15 protein-coding genes are annotated in these 14,691 nt (G+C 38.9%); 9 read left to right on the top strand and 6 right to left on the bottom strand.

Features of this window, described 5'->3' with window-relative positions; genetic code table 11:
* The first annotated feature begins 5 nt into the window (after positions 1 to 5).
* The 7 genes from P3U61_RS10305 to P3U61_RS10275 are packed head-to-tail and all read left to right on the top strand — an operon-like array spanning position 6 to position 5,844.
* On the top strand, positions 6 to 2,396 hold the full coding sequence (locus tag P3U61_RS10305; protein ID WP_099997481.1) for a DUF4040 family protein: 2,391 nt from the start codon (positions 6 to 8) through the stop codon (positions 2,394 to 2,396).
* Positions 2,383 to 2,808: a monovalent cation/H+ antiporter subunit B gene (locus P3U61_RS10300; protein ID WP_014614650.1), complete on the top strand. Its 426-nt coding sequence runs from the start codon at positions 2,383 to 2,385 to the stop codon at positions 2,806 to 2,808. The genes P3U61_RS10305 and P3U61_RS10300 overlap by 14 nt, the downstream gene beginning before the upstream one ends.
* On the top strand, positions 2,805 to 3,149 hold the full coding sequence (mnhC2, locus tag P3U61_RS10295; protein ID WP_014614649.1) for a Na+/H+ antiporter Mnh2 subunit C: 345 nt from the start codon (positions 2,805 to 2,807) through the stop codon (positions 3,147 to 3,149). The genes P3U61_RS10300 and mnhC2 overlap by 4 nt, the downstream gene beginning before the upstream one ends.
* Positions 3,142 to 4,641: a Na+/H+ antiporter subunit D gene (locus tag P3U61_RS10290; RefSeq protein ID WP_070407484.1), complete on the top strand. Its 1,500-nt coding sequence runs from the start codon at positions 3,142 to 3,144 to the stop codon at positions 4,639 to 4,641. The genes mnhC2 and P3U61_RS10290 overlap by 8 nt, the downstream gene beginning before the upstream one ends.
* Positions 4,642 to 5,124, top strand: a complete 483-nt coding sequence (locus P3U61_RS10285) for a Na+/H+ antiporter subunit E (RefSeq protein WP_014614647.1) — start codon at positions 4,642 to 4,644, stop codon at positions 5,122 to 5,124.
* The gene (locus P3U61_RS10280; protein ID WP_014614646.1) at positions 5,121 to 5,414 is read left to right on the top strand and encodes a monovalent cation/H+ antiporter complex subunit F; all 294 of its coding nucleotides are present in this window, start codon (positions 5,121 to 5,123) and stop codon (positions 5,412 to 5,414) included. The genes P3U61_RS10285 and P3U61_RS10280 overlap by 4 nt, the downstream gene beginning before the upstream one ends.
* Entirely contained in the window at positions 5,398 to 5,844 is a 447-nt protein-coding gene (locus P3U61_RS10275; RefSeq protein ID WP_014614645.1) for a Na+/H+ antiporter subunit G, read from the top strand. The genes P3U61_RS10280 and P3U61_RS10275 overlap by 17 nt, the downstream gene beginning before the upstream one ends.
* A gap of 970 nt (positions 5,845 to 6,814) precedes the next feature.
* Here the strand turns inward: P3U61_RS10275 and mntC are convergent.
* Genes mntC through P3U61_RS10260 form a run of 3 tightly spaced genes read right to left on the bottom strand, consistent with a single transcriptional unit; the run spans position 6,815 to position 9,322 of the window.
* Positions 6,815 to 7,732 (bottom strand): manganese ABC transporter substrate-binding lipoprotein MntC, encoded by a 918-nt coding sequence (gene mntC / locus P3U61_RS10270; RefSeq protein WP_041613365.1) that lies wholly within the window; start codon positions 7,730 to 7,732, stop codon positions 6,815 to 6,817.
* Complete coding sequence (locus P3U61_RS10265; protein ID WP_014614643.1) at positions 7,732 to 8,571, bottom strand: metal ABC transporter permease; 840 nt, start codon at positions 8,569 to 8,571, stop codon at positions 7,732 to 7,734. The genes mntC and P3U61_RS10265 overlap by 1 nt, the downstream gene beginning before the upstream one ends.
* On the bottom strand, positions 8,546 to 9,322 hold the full coding sequence (locus tag P3U61_RS10260; RefSeq protein WP_014614642.1) for a metal ABC transporter ATP-binding protein: 777 nt from the start codon (positions 9,320 to 9,322) through the stop codon (positions 8,546 to 8,548). Before P3U61_RS10260 ends, P3U61_RS10265 begins: the two co-directional genes overlap by 26 nt.
* Before the next feature lie 121 nt (positions 9,323 to 9,443).
* On the opposite strand from P3U61_RS10260, the gene P3U61_RS10255 reads away from it, so the two are divergent.
* Positions 9,444 to 10,091, top strand: coding sequence for a metal-dependent transcriptional regulator (locus P3U61_RS10255; protein WP_020220035.1), 648 nt, complete (start codon positions 9,444 to 9,446; stop codon positions 10,089 to 10,091).
* 395 nt (positions 10,092 to 10,486) lie between these two features.
* Here P3U61_RS10255 and P3U61_RS10250 read toward each other — a convergent pair whose 3' ends face one another.
* Genes P3U61_RS10250 through P3U61_RS10240 form a run of 3 tightly spaced genes read right to left on the bottom strand, consistent with a single transcriptional unit; the run spans position 10,487 to position 13,477 of the window.
* Complete coding sequence (locus P3U61_RS10250) at positions 10,487 to 11,485, bottom strand: FecCD family ABC transporter permease (protein WP_015728687.1); 999 nt, start codon at positions 11,483 to 11,485, stop codon at positions 10,487 to 10,489.
* A complete protein-coding gene (locus tag P3U61_RS10245; RefSeq protein WP_020220036.1) occupies positions 11,482 to 12,477 on the bottom strand; it encodes a FecCD family ABC transporter permease in 996 nt (331 codons plus the stop codon). Before P3U61_RS10245 ends, P3U61_RS10250 begins: the two co-directional genes overlap by 4 nt.
* Before the next feature lie 16 nt (positions 12,478 to 12,493).
* Complete coding sequence (locus P3U61_RS10240; protein WP_099997482.1) at positions 12,494 to 13,477, bottom strand: ABC transporter substrate-binding protein; 984 nt, start codon at positions 13,475 to 13,477, stop codon at positions 12,494 to 12,496.
* Positions 13,478 to 13,713: 236 nt separating this feature from the next.
* On the opposite strand from P3U61_RS10240, the gene sbnA reads away from it, so the two are divergent.
* Positions 13,714 to 14,691 (top strand): 2,3-diaminopropionate biosynthesis protein SbnA, encoded by a 978-nt coding sequence (gene sbnA / locus P3U61_RS10235; protein WP_099997483.1) that lies wholly within the window; start codon positions 13,714 to 13,716, stop codon positions 14,689 to 14,691.

The following is a 14,691-nucleotide window of genomic DNA, read 5'->3' as shown; positions in this document are numbered from 1 at the left end:
GCGTGATGATGCTTAGTGGTTTGTTACTTATTTTGATTGTTGTGATGGGTGCACTTGTCATCTCAATGCAATGGCAGACAACACGTTTACCGCATTGGATTGCAATGCTTGCACCTATCATTTCATCAATTGTGTTTATTTTTTATACTCCTCAAGTTTTAAATCATCAGCAAATCGTTGAAACAATTCAATGGTTCCCTGCACTAGATATTAACCTCATCTTGCGCTTAGACGGACTCGGTCTATTTTTTGCGCTACTGATTTCACTTATGGGTGTGGCAGTATTTTTCTATGCGACACGCTATTTATCTCACCAACATGATGATTTGCCTCGTTTTTACTTGTATCTTGTCTTATTTATGTTCAGTATGTTGGGCATTGTCCTCTCCGATAATACCATCATTCTTTATATGTTTTGGGAATTGACGAGTGTGTCATCATTTTTATTAATTAGTTATTGGTATGATTCTTCAGAAAGTCAAAAAGGGGCAGTGACGTCCTTTATGGTGACGGTCTTTGGCGGTTTGGCCATGCTCGTCGGATTGATCATGTTGTATTTCGTGACGGGAACGAATGTGATCAGTGAACAGCTGAATCAACGTCATGACATTGTAGGGCATCCATTATTTATCCCTATCATGTTGATGTTGTTGCTAGGCGCGTTTACGAAATCTGCACAGTGGCCGTTTCATTTTTGGTTACCGAAAGCGATGGCAGCTCCAACGCCAGTGAGTGCTTATTTGCATTCGGCGACGATGGTCAAAGCAGGTATCTACTTGTTACTTCGCTATACGATGTTGCTCGGATTGAGTGATGCGTACATTTATTTGGTGACAGGCGTGGGCTTGCTGACGATGATATTCGGTTCTATGACAGCACTTAAACAATATGATTTGAAAGGGATTCTCGCTTATTCCACTATCAGTCAGCTTGGGATGATTATGTCGATGGTCGGTCTCGGCGGTGGTATTGCACAAGCGACAGACACGCACATGATTAAAATATATGCGTATGTGCTGTTTGCGGCGATTTTCCATTTGTTCAATCATGCATTGTTTAAAGGGACATTATTCATGGGTGTAGGCTTAATCGACCATGAAACCGGTACACGTGATATACGAAAGCTCGGTGGTTTGAGACGCCGCTTACCTGTGACGATGGTCGTTATGTTTGCGGCATCATTAGCGATGGCAGGAGTCCCATTGTTTAACGGCTTTATCAGCAAAGAGATGTTTTTCGAAAGTTTAATAGAAGCACATCATTTAAGTGCGTTTAATGTGCCACTCATGATTGTGATTGCATTGGTCGGATGGTTGGCAAGTATTTTTACATTCATTTACGCCTTATATTTAATTAAAACGACCTTTTTCGGAGAGCTCCGTATAGAACGTCATGTCCATGAACCGCGTCTGATGATTCTACCTGCGACGGTGTTGGCTCTATGTTTACCGCTCATCTTTATCGTGCCACAATGGATAGGGACACATGTGATTACACCAGCATTTAGAGGTGTCGTGCATACAGTGGCCATTGTCCAAACGGCACCACACCTTGCACAATGGCATGGCTTTAATTTGCCATTATTGATGAGTGTGACAGTGATTGTGCTCGGTATTGTAGGTGTGTTTTCTGTTGATCGTTTACGCAAGCGCTTTTTATCTGCTCAAGAGAATGCATTATCAGTTGAAAATATTTTCCATACGTCATACGAGTCACTGGAGCGTGTGTCAGGTTATGGGTTACGTCATTTAATGAACAACCGACTCAATTCCTACATTATTGTAACGCTACTTATTTATTTCACCATTAATATATACGGCTTAATATGTGCGGGTGTACCGGAACTTTATGATATCAAAGTGACAGATTACCACATTTTTCATATTCTGTTACTTGTGACCATTATGTTGATTGGTTTTGCGCTTATATTTATTCGCCAACGTTTAACCATGGTCATTTTAACAGGTGGTATCGGTTATATTGTGACATTGTTTTTTATTTTAATGCGCGCACCGGATTTAGCATTAACGCAATTAGTGACTGAAACGATTACAACGGTACTGTTTATTGTGAGTTTTTCAAGATTGCCGAATGTCCCACGTGGCCAGTTTAACTTTAAAAAAGAAGCGGTGAAAATCGCAATTTCATTGATGACTGCCATCACGGTTGTCGGCTTAGTTTTTATGATTCAACAAGCGAGTGCATTAGAAACGATTTCTGTGTTTTACCATGATGCGTATGAAAAGTCTGGTGGTAAAAATATTGTAAATGCGATTCTAGGAGACTTTAGAGCGCTCGATACGTTGGCAGAAGGTTTAGTACTGATTATTGCAGGCTTAGGTATTTATACATTACTCAACTTTAAAGATAGGAGAGGTCAAGATGAAAGAGAATGATTTAGTCCTTAAAACAGTCACACGTATTGTCATATTCATCATTTTGACATTCGGTTTTTACCTCTTCTTGGCAGGTCATAACAATCCGGGAGGCGGCTTTATTGCGGGATTAATTTTAAGTTCTGCATTTATCTTAATGTTTTTAGCTTTTGATGTCGCTCAAGTGTTAGACGCGCTGCCCATCGACTTTAGAAAGTTAATGATTATCGGTGCTTTAGTATCTTTAACGACTGCGATTGTTCCCGTGTTTTTCGGTAAAAATATTTTGTATCAGGCCGATTGGTACGTCAAATTCCCGTATTTTGGTGAAGTGCATCTTTCTACCATTATGTTTTTTGAAGCGGGCATCACATTAAGTGTTGTTGGCGTCGTTGTTACAACCATTCTATCGTTGAGTGGAGGGAAATCATGAATATTATATTACTCATCGTTATCGGATTTTTAGTTTTTATCGGCACATATATGGTGTTATCGAAAAACTTGATACGTATCGTGATTGGTATTGCGATTTTTACACATGCAGGTAATTTAATCATTATGAGTATGGGTGAGTATACGCCTCAAAAAACCGAACCGTTAATTGTGGGGAGTAACCAAAACTTTGTCGACCCATTGTTACAAGCGATTGTGTTAACTGCGATCGTCATTGGTTTTGCGATTACGGCCTTTTTACTCGTATTAGTTTATCGTACGTTTAAAGTAACGAAAGAAGATGAAATTGATGTTCTAACTGGAGGTGAAGAAGATGAATGATAATTTACTAGCCGTTCCAATTCTTGTGCCTCTCATCTGTGCTTTATTTCTAGTGATTTTGCATCGACAAGTACGTTTGTCTCGACGTATCGCATTAGGTGCGCTTTTGATTTCGTTTATCGTCTCTTTAATCATGTTAATCGAAGTCATGAAAAACGGCCCGATGACATTAGACTTTGGTGATTGGCCAGCCCCGTTTGGTATTCAATATGTGGGAGATCCATTAAGCCTCATATTAGTGACGACAACCTTTTTAGTCGTTTTCATGATTGTGGCATTCGGCTTTGGACGTGGTGAAAAACGTGCTAGTCGCTACTATTTACTGTCCTTTATTTTATTTTTAACAACAGGGGTCGTCGGTTCGTTTTTAACGGCAGACTTATTCAATTTATATGTCATGTTTGAAATTATGTTATTAGCGTCATTTGTACTCGTTACACTCGGTCAATCTGTAGAACAACTTCGTGCGAGTATCATTTATGTCGTTTTGAATGTGATAGGGTCTTGGTTTTTCCTCGTTGGCATTGGCTTGTTGTATCGCCAAATCGGGACATTGAACTTCACACATATAGCGATTAGAATTCAAGAATTACATGATCCAACCGCAATTCATTTAGTTGCGATGTCATTCATTGTCGCATTTGGTTCTAAAGCTGCATTAGTGCTCTTTATGTGGTTGCCTAAAGCGTATGCCGTGTTGAATACAGAACTTGCCGCATTGTTTGCTTCATTAATGACAAAAGTAGGCGCCTATGCACTCATTCGATTCTTTACCCTTATTTTTAATCAGAGCGGTGACATTGTCGAACCCTTACTCATTGTCATGTCTTGTTTGACGATGCTCATTGGGGCAATTGGGACGGTTGCGTATAAAGATATTAAAAAAATTGCAGCGTACCAGGTCGTCTTGTCGATTGGTTTCGTCATATTTGGACTTGGAACGCATACATTTTATGGCGTCAATGGTGCGATATTTTATTTAGTGAATGACATGATTGTTAAAGCGTTATTGTTTTTCATTATTGGTATCATCGTTTATACGACAGGTTATCGTCAATATCGTCATTTAAAAGGGCTCGCCAAAAAAGAACCATGGCTCGGTGTGGCGTTGATTATAGTGACACTAGCTATTGGAGGTGTGCCGCCGTTAAGTGGTTTTCCTGGGAAATTATTGATTTTCATGGGTGCGATTCAACATCAACATTATATCGGCCTAACATTGATGATTTTAACGAGTTTAATCGGGATGTATAGTTTGTTCCGCGTCTTCTTTTATATGTATGCGGGCAATGATGTGAAAGGTGCAGAAATGGATTATAAACCAATTAGAGTGAATCGTAAGACCATTGTCATGTTTATGACAGGTGTCACTTTAGCAATGGGTCTTTTTGCGCCCATCATTTATAAAGTGACTGAACAAGCGACAAATTTATCAATGGATCCGCATCAATATGAAAAAATGGTGAATCCAGAACTGCGAGGTGGCAGTTAGATGAGACAAATTGGTTTAAATGTTATGATTGCATTTTTGTGGGTACTTTTCCAAGATGAAGATGCATTTCGACTCACGACATTTGTGACAGGTTACATTATCGGTATTGTAGTCATCTATATCGTGCATAAATTTTTCGATCAAGAATTTTATCCGAAAAAAGTATGGGTGTCTATTAAGTTTCTGGCTGTTTATTTATATCAATTATTGACGGCAACGATTTCAATTACGAATTATGTTCTTTTCAAAACGAATCAAATGGATCCAGGATTGGTCACATATGAAACACAATTAGATAAAGATTGGGAAATTACGTTTTTAACGATTCTCATCATTATTACGCCGGGATCAACAGTCATTCGTGTGAATCGTGAACCGAGCATTTTCTTAATTCATGCGATTGATACGACTGAAAAAGAGAAAAAGAGCTTACTCAAAAGTATTAAACAATATGAGGAGTTAATCGTGGAGGTGACGAAATGATTGAGGCATTAACGCAATTCCTTTTGTCAAGCGCATTAGTTATTTTTGCAATTTCGTTAGTCGTCGTATTATTTCGTCTTGTCAAAGGTCCGACTACTGCAGATCGTGTGGTCGCTTTTGATGCGATGAGTGCGATTTTAATGTCGACAGTAGGGGTACTCAGTTTATTATTTGAAACATTTTCATTTTTAGATTCCGTATTGCTCATAGCGATTATTTCATTTTTAAGCTCGGTCACAATTTCCCGTTTTATCGAAGGAGGCAATGTTTTTCATGGCGATGACAAATGATATCATTGAGCTTTTAGCAGCCTTTCTTGTATTCGCGGGAAGCCTTATCGCATTAGTCAGTGCTGTTGGTTTAGTCCGATTTAGAGACGTGTTTTTACGAATTCATGCCGCGACCAAAGCTTCGACAGCATCAGTACTATTAACACTCGTTGGCGTATTCATTTACTTTATTTTTGCACAAGGTTATTACAGTGTACGGACATTGTTAGCATTAGTATTTATCAACATTACTGCACCAGTGGGTGGTCACTTGATCTCAAGAGCCGCTTATCGTACAGGCGCTTATATGTATCAAAAAAATGCCTCTCAAGAGAATACAGATTTAAACAAAGAACACTTGGACGAAGAAGCCAAACGTCAAATCCGTATCGAAAAACGTGCCAAACGCCGTAAACGCATCTATTCAAGGTTGGATAAAGATGATACTTAGTTAAAAGATACAAAAGTACTCCTCTCTATGAATGAGAAGCATAAAACTTCAACATCATAGAGAGGGGATTTTTATCATTCTATTTTGATTGTATGGGTAACGCATTTGAAATTGCTAGAATCAGTCTTTGTCGTCAGTATAGATGACAAATCTAGACGAACCTCCCTAGGCAGAGTTAACAAAAAAAAAACACCTCATCCTCAAAAGAGTAATGGAGTGGATAAGGATAAATTGTTTTCAAACAGGAGCTAACCTAGTTCGACAAGTCACACTTTCAAAAGATTGTAGAACGATTTTCGTTGATACGAATATCTTGACGCATAAGATTGCAGAACGAGGCGAGTCTCCTAGCATATTTAGAATAAAACGCAAACTCCCCCTCTATAGAGAAGGGGGAGTTCGCATGAAAGTACTGTTAGATTTCTGCCGTTTTCATAAGCTATTATATTTTAGAATGACTATGGTTCAAATTGCAAAAACCGTGCAAGACTCCCGAGGGATAGTAGGCAAGAACAAAAAACTCCCCATCTTCAAAAAAAGAAAGGGGAGTGAATATTGACAAATTGTTTTCAAACAGCGTCACCTTTATTTCTATAAGCGCTACTTTCAAAAGATTGTAGAACGATTTTCGTTGATACGAATATCTTGACGCATAAGATTGCAGAACGAGGCGAGTCTCCTAGCATATTTAGAATAAAACGCAAACTCCCCCTCTATAGAGAAGGGGGAGTTCGCATGAAAGTACTGTTAGATTTCTGCCGTTTTCATAAGCTATTATATTTTAGAATGACTATGGTTCAAATTGCAAAAACCGTACAAGACTCCCGAGGGATAGAGCCGAAGCGGAAAATCCACCAACGCCTCCTCTCTGTAACTTTCAATCAAAGCGTTGGTTAGTTGTAGCGAGGCCCTGGGAAAGCGCAGCACGGTTCAGCAATACGGCTAAAGTTAACTGTAGAATTCTAAAATATTACTGCATGCTTTCATGAATCGTCTTAATATTCGATTCCATCATCTTATAATACGAATCCCCATCGCTACCTTTCTTACCGATTGAATCCGTATAAACTGTACCGTAAATCTTAGCACCTGTTTCTTCACCAAGACTCTTCATACTCTTATCACTCACACTTGTTTCAAGCAATAAGTTTTTAATATGATTCTCTTTAACAAAATCAACAGCTTGTTTCATTTGTTCAGGTGTACCTTGGTTTTCTGTGTTAATTTCCCAAATGTATCCTGGTTTCACATCAAATTGTTGGGCGAAATATTTAAACGCACCTTCACTTGTAATCATGACACGTTTTTCTTTCGGAATGTCATTGAACTTATCTTTACTTTCTTTATTCAATTTTTCAAGTTTTGATAAATATTCAGTGCCTTGTTTGTCATAATCTTTTGCGTGTGTTTTATCTGCATTTTCAAGTGCTGATTTGATGGTTTTAACATATTCAATGCCATTACCTAAGCTGAGCCAAGCGTGTGGGTCGATATTATGCTCTGATTTTTCACCTTGTTTTAAGTAAATCGGTTTTACATTTTTAGAAGCTTGAATGACTGAATCATCTTTAATCGATTTGTTTGCTTGTTTCAATGCTTTTTCAAACCAACCGTTACCACTTTCAAGGTTGAAACCATTGTAAATAATGACATCAGCGTCAGTTAACGCTTGAACGTCTTTCGGTTTAATTTCGTATTCGTGAGGATCTTGACCAACAGGGACGATTGAATGAATTTCGGCCTTATCGCCTGTAATATTTTTAGTCATATCGTAAAGAATAGAGTTCGTAGTGACAATTTTTAATTTATGCTCGGATTCGTCTCCTTTATTGATACCACATGCAGCGAGTAACACAAAGAGAATCGCTATGGCGAAAATTCTTTTCATCATGATGTTTGAAATGCTCCTTTTTGTAATAGATTTATGAGTTTAATGATGCCAAAAGTAAGGCCATATAACACGGCTGAAATGAGTACGATAACGGCACCACTTGGTAAATTCAATTTAAAACTCATATAAATGCCTAACGTTGAACTGATAACACTAAATATGCTAGAAACAATCATCATCGTAGACAATTTTTTAGTAAATAAAAACGCTGTTGAAGCGGGTGTGATGAGTAAAGCTACCACTAAAATGACACCGACCGTTTGAACACTTGCGACAATAACAAGCGCAAGTAATAACATGACAAAATAATGAATCATTGTCGTATTTAAGCCACTCATACGACTAAAAATTGGATCAAATGTCGACATTTTAAGTGGTCGGTATAGTATTAAAATCAATGCGAGAACGACTATGCTGACGGCTAATGTAGTATGAAACGCATATTGAGTAATCGCAAGGATGTTACCAAAAAGAATGTGATATAAATCAGTGGCTGAATGAATCACACTAATGAGTACAATCCCTAGTGCTAAAAAGGTAGTGAAAGTAATCCCAATAGCAGCATCTTTTTTTGTTTTTGAAGCTTCTGAAATATAGCCAATCATAATGCTGCTTAACATCCCCGTAACCATTGCGCCAATAAACATCGGAATATTCATTAAAAACGAGAGTGCCACACCCGGTAAGACTGCGTGACTCATCGCATCTCCCATCAGTGACAAACCTCTTAAAATAATGAGGCAACCGACGACACCACAAACGACACCAACTAAGATGGCTGTTAACATCGCACGTGATAAAAACTGATACTCAAAGAGGTGTTGAACGAACGACATGTTGTGCCGACTCCTTTCTGTGTAAAGGCGTATCTTTTTTGGCTTGATGGTAACGACTTAAAAATACAGATTCGATGTTTTTAGGTTGCAATGCTTCAGCGCTGTCTCCCAAAAATGCGATAGATTGATTCAAGAGAAGAATACGATCAAAATATTGTCCTGCTGTTGAAAGGTCATGGTGTACAATTAAAATCAATTTCCCTTGTTGCTTTAAATATTGCAATTTCTCAAAAATAATCCGCTCACTTTTGAAATCGATACCGACAAACGGTTCATCTAGAAGGTAGACGAGACTATCAGACATCAGTGCGCGTGCAATAAAGACACGTTGTAATTGTCCGCCACTCAATGCATGAAGTTGTCGTTTCCTTAATTCATAAAGTTCGAGTTCTTTTAAAAGTGTATCTCTTTTCTCTCGAATGGCTTTAGGAACACGCCGAAACCAGCCAATTTCTTGATAACAACCTGTCAAAACTAAATCTTGTACATTAATTGGAAAGTCCAAATCCAGTACAGATTTTTGTGGAATATACGTCATATTTGTCAATTGTTGTTGTGCTGGCTGTTGATTCAGCGTAACTTTTCCTTTTGCAGGTAATTCTCCAATAATTGATTTGATGAGGGATGATTTTCCGCTACCGTTTGGTCCCATAATACCTATCATTTCACCATTAAAAGGTAGATCTAAAGATATGTTTTTTAGGACGTGTTTTTGGCCAAGATGCAAATTTAAGTTTTCTATAGACAGCATAATTAACACCACCTTCACTTGAAATTAGGATACCCTAATAAAATTATACGATAAATTGAAAATTGTCAACATGAATTCGTTTCGTGGTACAATAAAGTGAATATTTGAGAGAGGTGAACATATGTTAACTGAGGAAAAAGAAGACTATCTTAAAGCGATTTTGAGTCATGATGGTATTGATACGTATGTTTCGAACAAAACATTGTCTCGCTTTTTAAATATCAAGCCACCGTCTGTGAGTGAAATGGTAGGTCGCTTGGAAAAGGAAGGCTATGTGATGACTAAGCCGTATAAAGGTGTTAAATTGTCCGAGCTTGGATTGTCATATACGTTAGATGTGATTAAACGCCATCGCCTCATTGAACTGTTTCTCATTGAAGTGTTGAATTATACTTGGGAAGAAGTACACGTAGAAGCAGAAGTGTTAGAACATCGAGTGTCGAAACTCTTTGTTGAACGATTAGATGAGCTTCTAAAATATCCAAAAACGTGTCCTCATGGTGGTGTGATACCGCGTGATAATCATTTTGAAGAAATATACAAAATACCGCTCCTCTCTTTTGAAGAAGGCGATGTCGTGACGATTCGTCGTGTGAGAGATCGTTCGGAATTGTTAGTGTTCTTATCGAGTAAGGCGCTGTCGATTGGTGATACGGTGAAAGTGATAGCGAAAGACGATATTAATCGTTTGATGGAGCTTGAGAATAAGGGCGAGAAGATTGTGTTGAGTTATCAGAATGCGGAAGTGATTTTTGGTGAAAAGGCTTAGTTTTATCAATTTTTCGGTTATATGATGGAGATAGTGAATCTTTGTATATTGCTAAACCAACCGACGCTTTTCCTAGGGCTGATCCCTCAGGAGTCGCGGTTGGTTTTTGCAATCTGAGGTGTGGTGAATCTAATCGTTGAAAACTTGTAAAGTAGAAATTACTGTATTTGTTTGCATTTTCAACTCAATCACGCTTCATTTTCTTTTGTGGAAGAGTGGAAGTTGAGTGATTACGACAATTAGAATTGTGCCGTACATTCTAGGAGTCTTGGCTCAACTCAGTTCGGTTGAGTTAAGCAATATCGAAGTCAAAAAATAATAACTCACATAAAAAAACGGTTGTAGGAGAGAAGGGGAATTTCTCATCTGCAACCGTTTTTGTGATATCGTGACGTCTATAGTTTTTTGACAGTGAGTAATAAATAGATAAAGAATGGCGCGCCAAATGCTGCGATGAATACACCGGCTGGGACTTCTTTCGGTAAAAAGAGTGTGCGACTGATTAAGTCAGCCACCATAAGCGAAATGGCACCGATACAAGCGGTCATGATGAATTGTTTGATTGTACTTGTTCGAATCAGTGTTTTAGCGATATGGGGTGCAATCAACCCGATAAAGCCAATGTTCCCTACAAAACTAATAGCGATGGATACAAGTAGTGTCGCGACGATAATTTGTAACAGTCGTGTTTGTTGTATATGTAGACCGAGTCCTGTTGCGACAGATTCATTTAAAGCAGCAATTTTCATGCGTGGTATGATGACCCATAACAGAGGTGTCATCAAGAGCAGTGCGCCACATAAGATGAGACTGTCTTGAAAAGAAGCGCCGTATAAACTCCCAACGAGCCACGTATAAGCTTTAGAGGCCGAGAGTTGTTTGGTTGTGAGTAATAGGCCTTGTGTGATGCCCATGAGTACTGTTTGTAATGCGATGCCAATAATGATAAGTGTCGAGGGACGAATTTGATAGTTCATTTGAAATGACATCAAGATGAACATCGCGACCGTTCCTCCCGTGATGGCGAAAAGGGGAAGAAGGTGAATGCTTAAGTGGCTAAACCATGTGATAAATAGTACAGCACTTAAACTCGCCCCCCCTGTGACCCCAATAATATCAGGGGAAGCGATAGGATTTTTTAGGACATTTTGTAATAATAGTCCACTCAGACCGAGCGCTGTCCCTGCAAGAATCGCAAGTGTAATGCGGGGAAGGCGTAAAACTTCTAACGTAAATTGATAAGCACTCGCGCTTGGATTGATAAAATATGCGATGACATCTGAAAAACGAATGACGTCTGATCCAACCATCATGCTTAACAAGCCTACGATGACAAGACTGATGAGGCCGATGCATAGATAGATGTTGTCTTTACTATAGCGCTCATTTTTCATACACGGTAAATCCCCTTCTTCATAAGATATATCAATACTAAAGCGCCCAAAATGCCTGTAATAATGCCCACGGGTAGCTCTAGCGGTCGAATGATGACTCGCGCAACAATATCTGCACTGATCATTAAGCAAGACCCGAGTAATGCTGTGTATGGAATCAATAACTGATAGCGAGGGGGCAGTATGAGTTTGGCAATATTTGGAATGATGAGGCCGACAAATATAATCGAACCGGCAAGTGCAACGGAACTCCCTGCAAGCACACTAATCATCAATACGATCACCCATTTGATGCGCTTTACATTTTGACCTAATCCTGTCGCAATCTCATCGCTTGTCATTAAAATATTGAGATGTGGTGCCATGAAAAATCCGGCAATGAGAAACAAAAGTATGATCACTATCATCCACGGTATATCCCAAATATTTCGTAACGATACAGAACCACTCAACCAAAATAATAAGCCTTGGAGATTCGTTTCGTTCATAATTAAAATGCCTTGGGTAAAGGCAGTGAACAGCATTGAAATTGATGCGCCGGCAAGGATGACGCGTTGTGGTGTAAAACGCGCTTGTTTAAACATGCCTAATCCGACGACAAGTATCGTGACGAGAATAGCGCCTACAAAAGCCATCACGACGAGTGCTTCAAATGAGTGAACACGAATCAATGTGACGCCCGTGACGATAAAAAAGACAGCGCCTGCATTGACACCGAACAGTCCAGGTGAAGCGACCGCATTTCGTGTGAGCACTTGCATGAATAGACCTGCAACTGCAAGGGCAGCACCTGTAAGTAGGGCGATGATTGTTCGAGAAGCACGTGAACCTGTCACAAGGGTATGGACATCGTTTTGGCCGTCAAAGTGGAATAACGCCTGTATCAACTGAGGCAGTGATACAAGCGTGTTTCCAATCATTAGGCTTAAAAACGATACAATGACAAGACATGCACTTGCGATAAATAAGTGATGTATCGGTTTAAGCGACATAATGTAACTCCTTATGTTATTGCTTTTTAATATCGAGTTTTTCGTATAAATCGTCAATCAATTTAAGTGAAGATTGGTAACCGCCTGCTAAGTTCCAAGTGATTTCATCTACACCATCAACGACATGTCCTTTTTTCACAGCGTCTAAGTTTTTCCATTCTGTGCTTGATGTCCATTCTTGTTCAGTTTTTTGTACAAGGTCGGCATCTGCTGCTTTAGGATCTGATTTGAAAATGAAGATTTGGTCAGCATCCATCAACGGAATACTTTCTTTTGAAGTTAATTGAATAATGTCTTTCCCTTTATCCACTTCTTTTTGTTGACCTTCAGGACGTTTAAAGCCTAAATCTTGTAAAATATCTCCAGCGTAACCACCAGCATAAATACGTGTTTGGTCAGCACGGAAGTTTACGACAGAAGCTGAAATAGGCCATGCATCACTATATTTGGCCTTAGCATCTTTTTGGAATGCTTTCACTTTATCATCATATTTTTGAAGTAATGATTGTGCTTCTTTTTCTTTCCCTAAAGCTTTCCCCATCATTTCAGTTGTATCTTTAAATTTATAAACTGTATCTGTCGTAATCGTTGGGGCGATTTTTGACAATTGATCATATACTTTTTCGTTTCTCACTTTAGAAGCAACAATGAGATCAGGTTTTAATTTTGAGATTTCTTCTAAGTTTGGCGCAGGTTCTTGACCGACATTTTTCGTGTCTTTCAAATCATCTCTTAGGTATTCAAATTGGGGTGCTTGTGTCCAAGATTCTACTGCGCCCACTGGTTTAACACCTAAAGAAACTGCGACATCCGTTGCGCCTTGATATAAAGTCACAACACGTTTAGGTTCGCCTTTAATTTCAGTCGTTCCCATTGCGTGTTTAATTGTTGTTGTATCTGCTTTCTTGTCTGACGCTTCTTTGTGACTTGAATTGCCACACGCAGATAAGACGAGTAATAAGACTAAAGGTAAAACGAGTAGCTGTAAAAGTTTATTCATGAGATGAACTTTCCTCCTATGTATCATCGGTATTTTCAAAAATAATGAGAATCATTATCAATTAAAGTATGTCGAATTTCAACTCATAAGTCAATAATAATTTTATCTTTTCAACAAAAATTATAAATGTTTGACTTATAAATTGAATATCAATATAATGCCACCATAACCGATAATGATAATCATTCTCAGTTATAAAAGTTTCATCTCAATTCGATACAAGGAGGTCGTCGTTTTTGATTAAAAATGAAGCAACATATGATTCGTTATTATCTTGTATTGGCCAGACGCCTATCGTACAACTGCAACGATTATTTCCTGAACATCGTGTTTTAGCGAAATTGGAATATATGAACCCGGGTGGCAGTATGAAGGATCGTCCAGCCAAATTTATTATAGAGCGTGGGTTAGCGACTGGAGAAATTAACGCGTCGACGCATTTAATAGAAAGTACATCAGGCAATCTCGGCATTGCATTAGCGATGATTGCAAAGATTAAAGGATTAAAGCTAACATGTGTGGTCGATCCTAAAATTTCACCGACGAACTTGAAAATGATTGAAAGTTACGGTGCCAATATCGAAATGGTGGAAGAACCCGATGAACATGGTGGCTATTTGATGACACGTATTCAGCGCGTCAAAACATTGTTAGCGGAAACAGAAAACGCGTATTGGATTAATCAATATGCGAATGATTTAAATTGGCAAGCGCATTACCACGGTGCTGGTACGGAAATTGTCGAAGCGGTGGAAGAACCGATTGACTATTTCGTTGCTCCCGTGAGTACGACAGGTAGCATTATGGGGATGAGTCGCAAAATTAAAGAGCATCATCCGAATGCGCAAATTGTAGCTGTGGATGCGAAAGGGTCGATTATTTTTGGTGATACGCCATGTGATCGTGAACTACCTGGGATTGGTGCCAGTCGCGTGCCAGAGATTTTGAATGCGGCTGAAATTGATGACGTGATACATATTGACGATTATCGATCTGCATTAGGGTGTCATCAATTAGTGGATCAAGAAGGCATTTTTGCAGGGGGTTCGACTGGTGCGATTATTAGTGCCATCCAACAACTTACGCAAAAGGTTGAGCCTGGCGCTACCATTGTGACGATTTTGCCGGATAGAGGCGATCGCTATTTAGATTTAGTGTATTCAGAAAAGTGGTTCGAACAATTAAAAAATAAACAAGAAAGTGAGACTTATTAA

It is taken from the genome of Staphylococcus pseudintermedius (assembly GCF_034042775.1).
Taxonomy (GTDB): domain Bacteria; phylum Bacillota; class Bacilli; order Staphylococcales; family Staphylococcaceae; genus Staphylococcus; species Staphylococcus pseudintermedius.
This window is presented reverse-complemented; position numbering and strand designations above follow the sequence as displayed.

Coding starts and splice junctions, on each gene's coding strand:
- P3U61_RS10305 (WP_099997481.1), top strand. CDS start 6: ATGATGCTTAGTGGTTTGTTACTTATTTTGATTGTTGTGATGGGTGCA.
- P3U61_RS10300 (WP_014614650.1), top strand. CDS start 2,383: ATGAAAGAGAATGATTTAGTCCTTAAAACAGTCACACGTATTGTCATA.
- mnhC2 (WP_014614649.1), top strand. CDS start 2,805: ATGAATATTATATTACTCATCGTTATCGGATTTTTAGTTTTTATCGGC.
- P3U61_RS10290 (WP_070407484.1), top strand. CDS start 3,142: ATGAATGATAATTTACTAGCCGTTCCAATTCTTGTGCCTCTCATCTGT.
- P3U61_RS10285 (WP_014614647.1), top strand. CDS start 4,642: ATGAGACAAATTGGTTTAAATGTTATGATTGCATTTTTGTGGGTACTT.
- P3U61_RS10280 (WP_014614646.1), top strand. CDS start 5,121: ATGATTGAGGCATTAACGCAATTCCTTTTGTCAAGCGCATTAGTTATT.
- P3U61_RS10275 (WP_014614645.1), top strand. CDS start 5,398: ATGGCGATGACAAATGATATCATTGAGCTTTTAGCAGCCTTTCTTGTA.
- mntC (WP_041613365.1), bottom strand. CDS start 7,732: ATGAAAAGAATTTTCGCCATAGCGATTCTCTTTGTGTTACTCGCTGCA.
- P3U61_RS10265 (WP_014614643.1), bottom strand. CDS start 8,571: ATGTCGTTCGTTCAACACCTCTTTGAGTATCAGTTTTTATCACGTGCG.
- P3U61_RS10260 (WP_014614642.1), bottom strand. CDS start 9,322: ATGCTGTCTATAGAAAACTTAAATTTGCATCTTGGCCAAAAACACGTC.
- P3U61_RS10255 (WP_020220035.1), top strand. CDS start 9,444: ATGTTAACTGAGGAAAAAGAAGACTATCTTAAAGCGATTTTGAGTCAT.
- P3U61_RS10250 (WP_015728687.1), bottom strand. CDS start 11,485: ATGAAAAATGAGCGCTATAGTAAAGACAACATCTATCTATGCATCGGC.
- P3U61_RS10245 (WP_020220036.1), bottom strand. CDS start 12,477: ATGTCGCTTAAACCGATACATCACTTATTTATCGCAAGTGCATGTCTT.
- P3U61_RS10240 (WP_099997482.1), bottom strand. CDS start 13,477: ATGAATAAACTTTTACAGCTACTCGTTTTACCTTTAGTCTTATTACTC.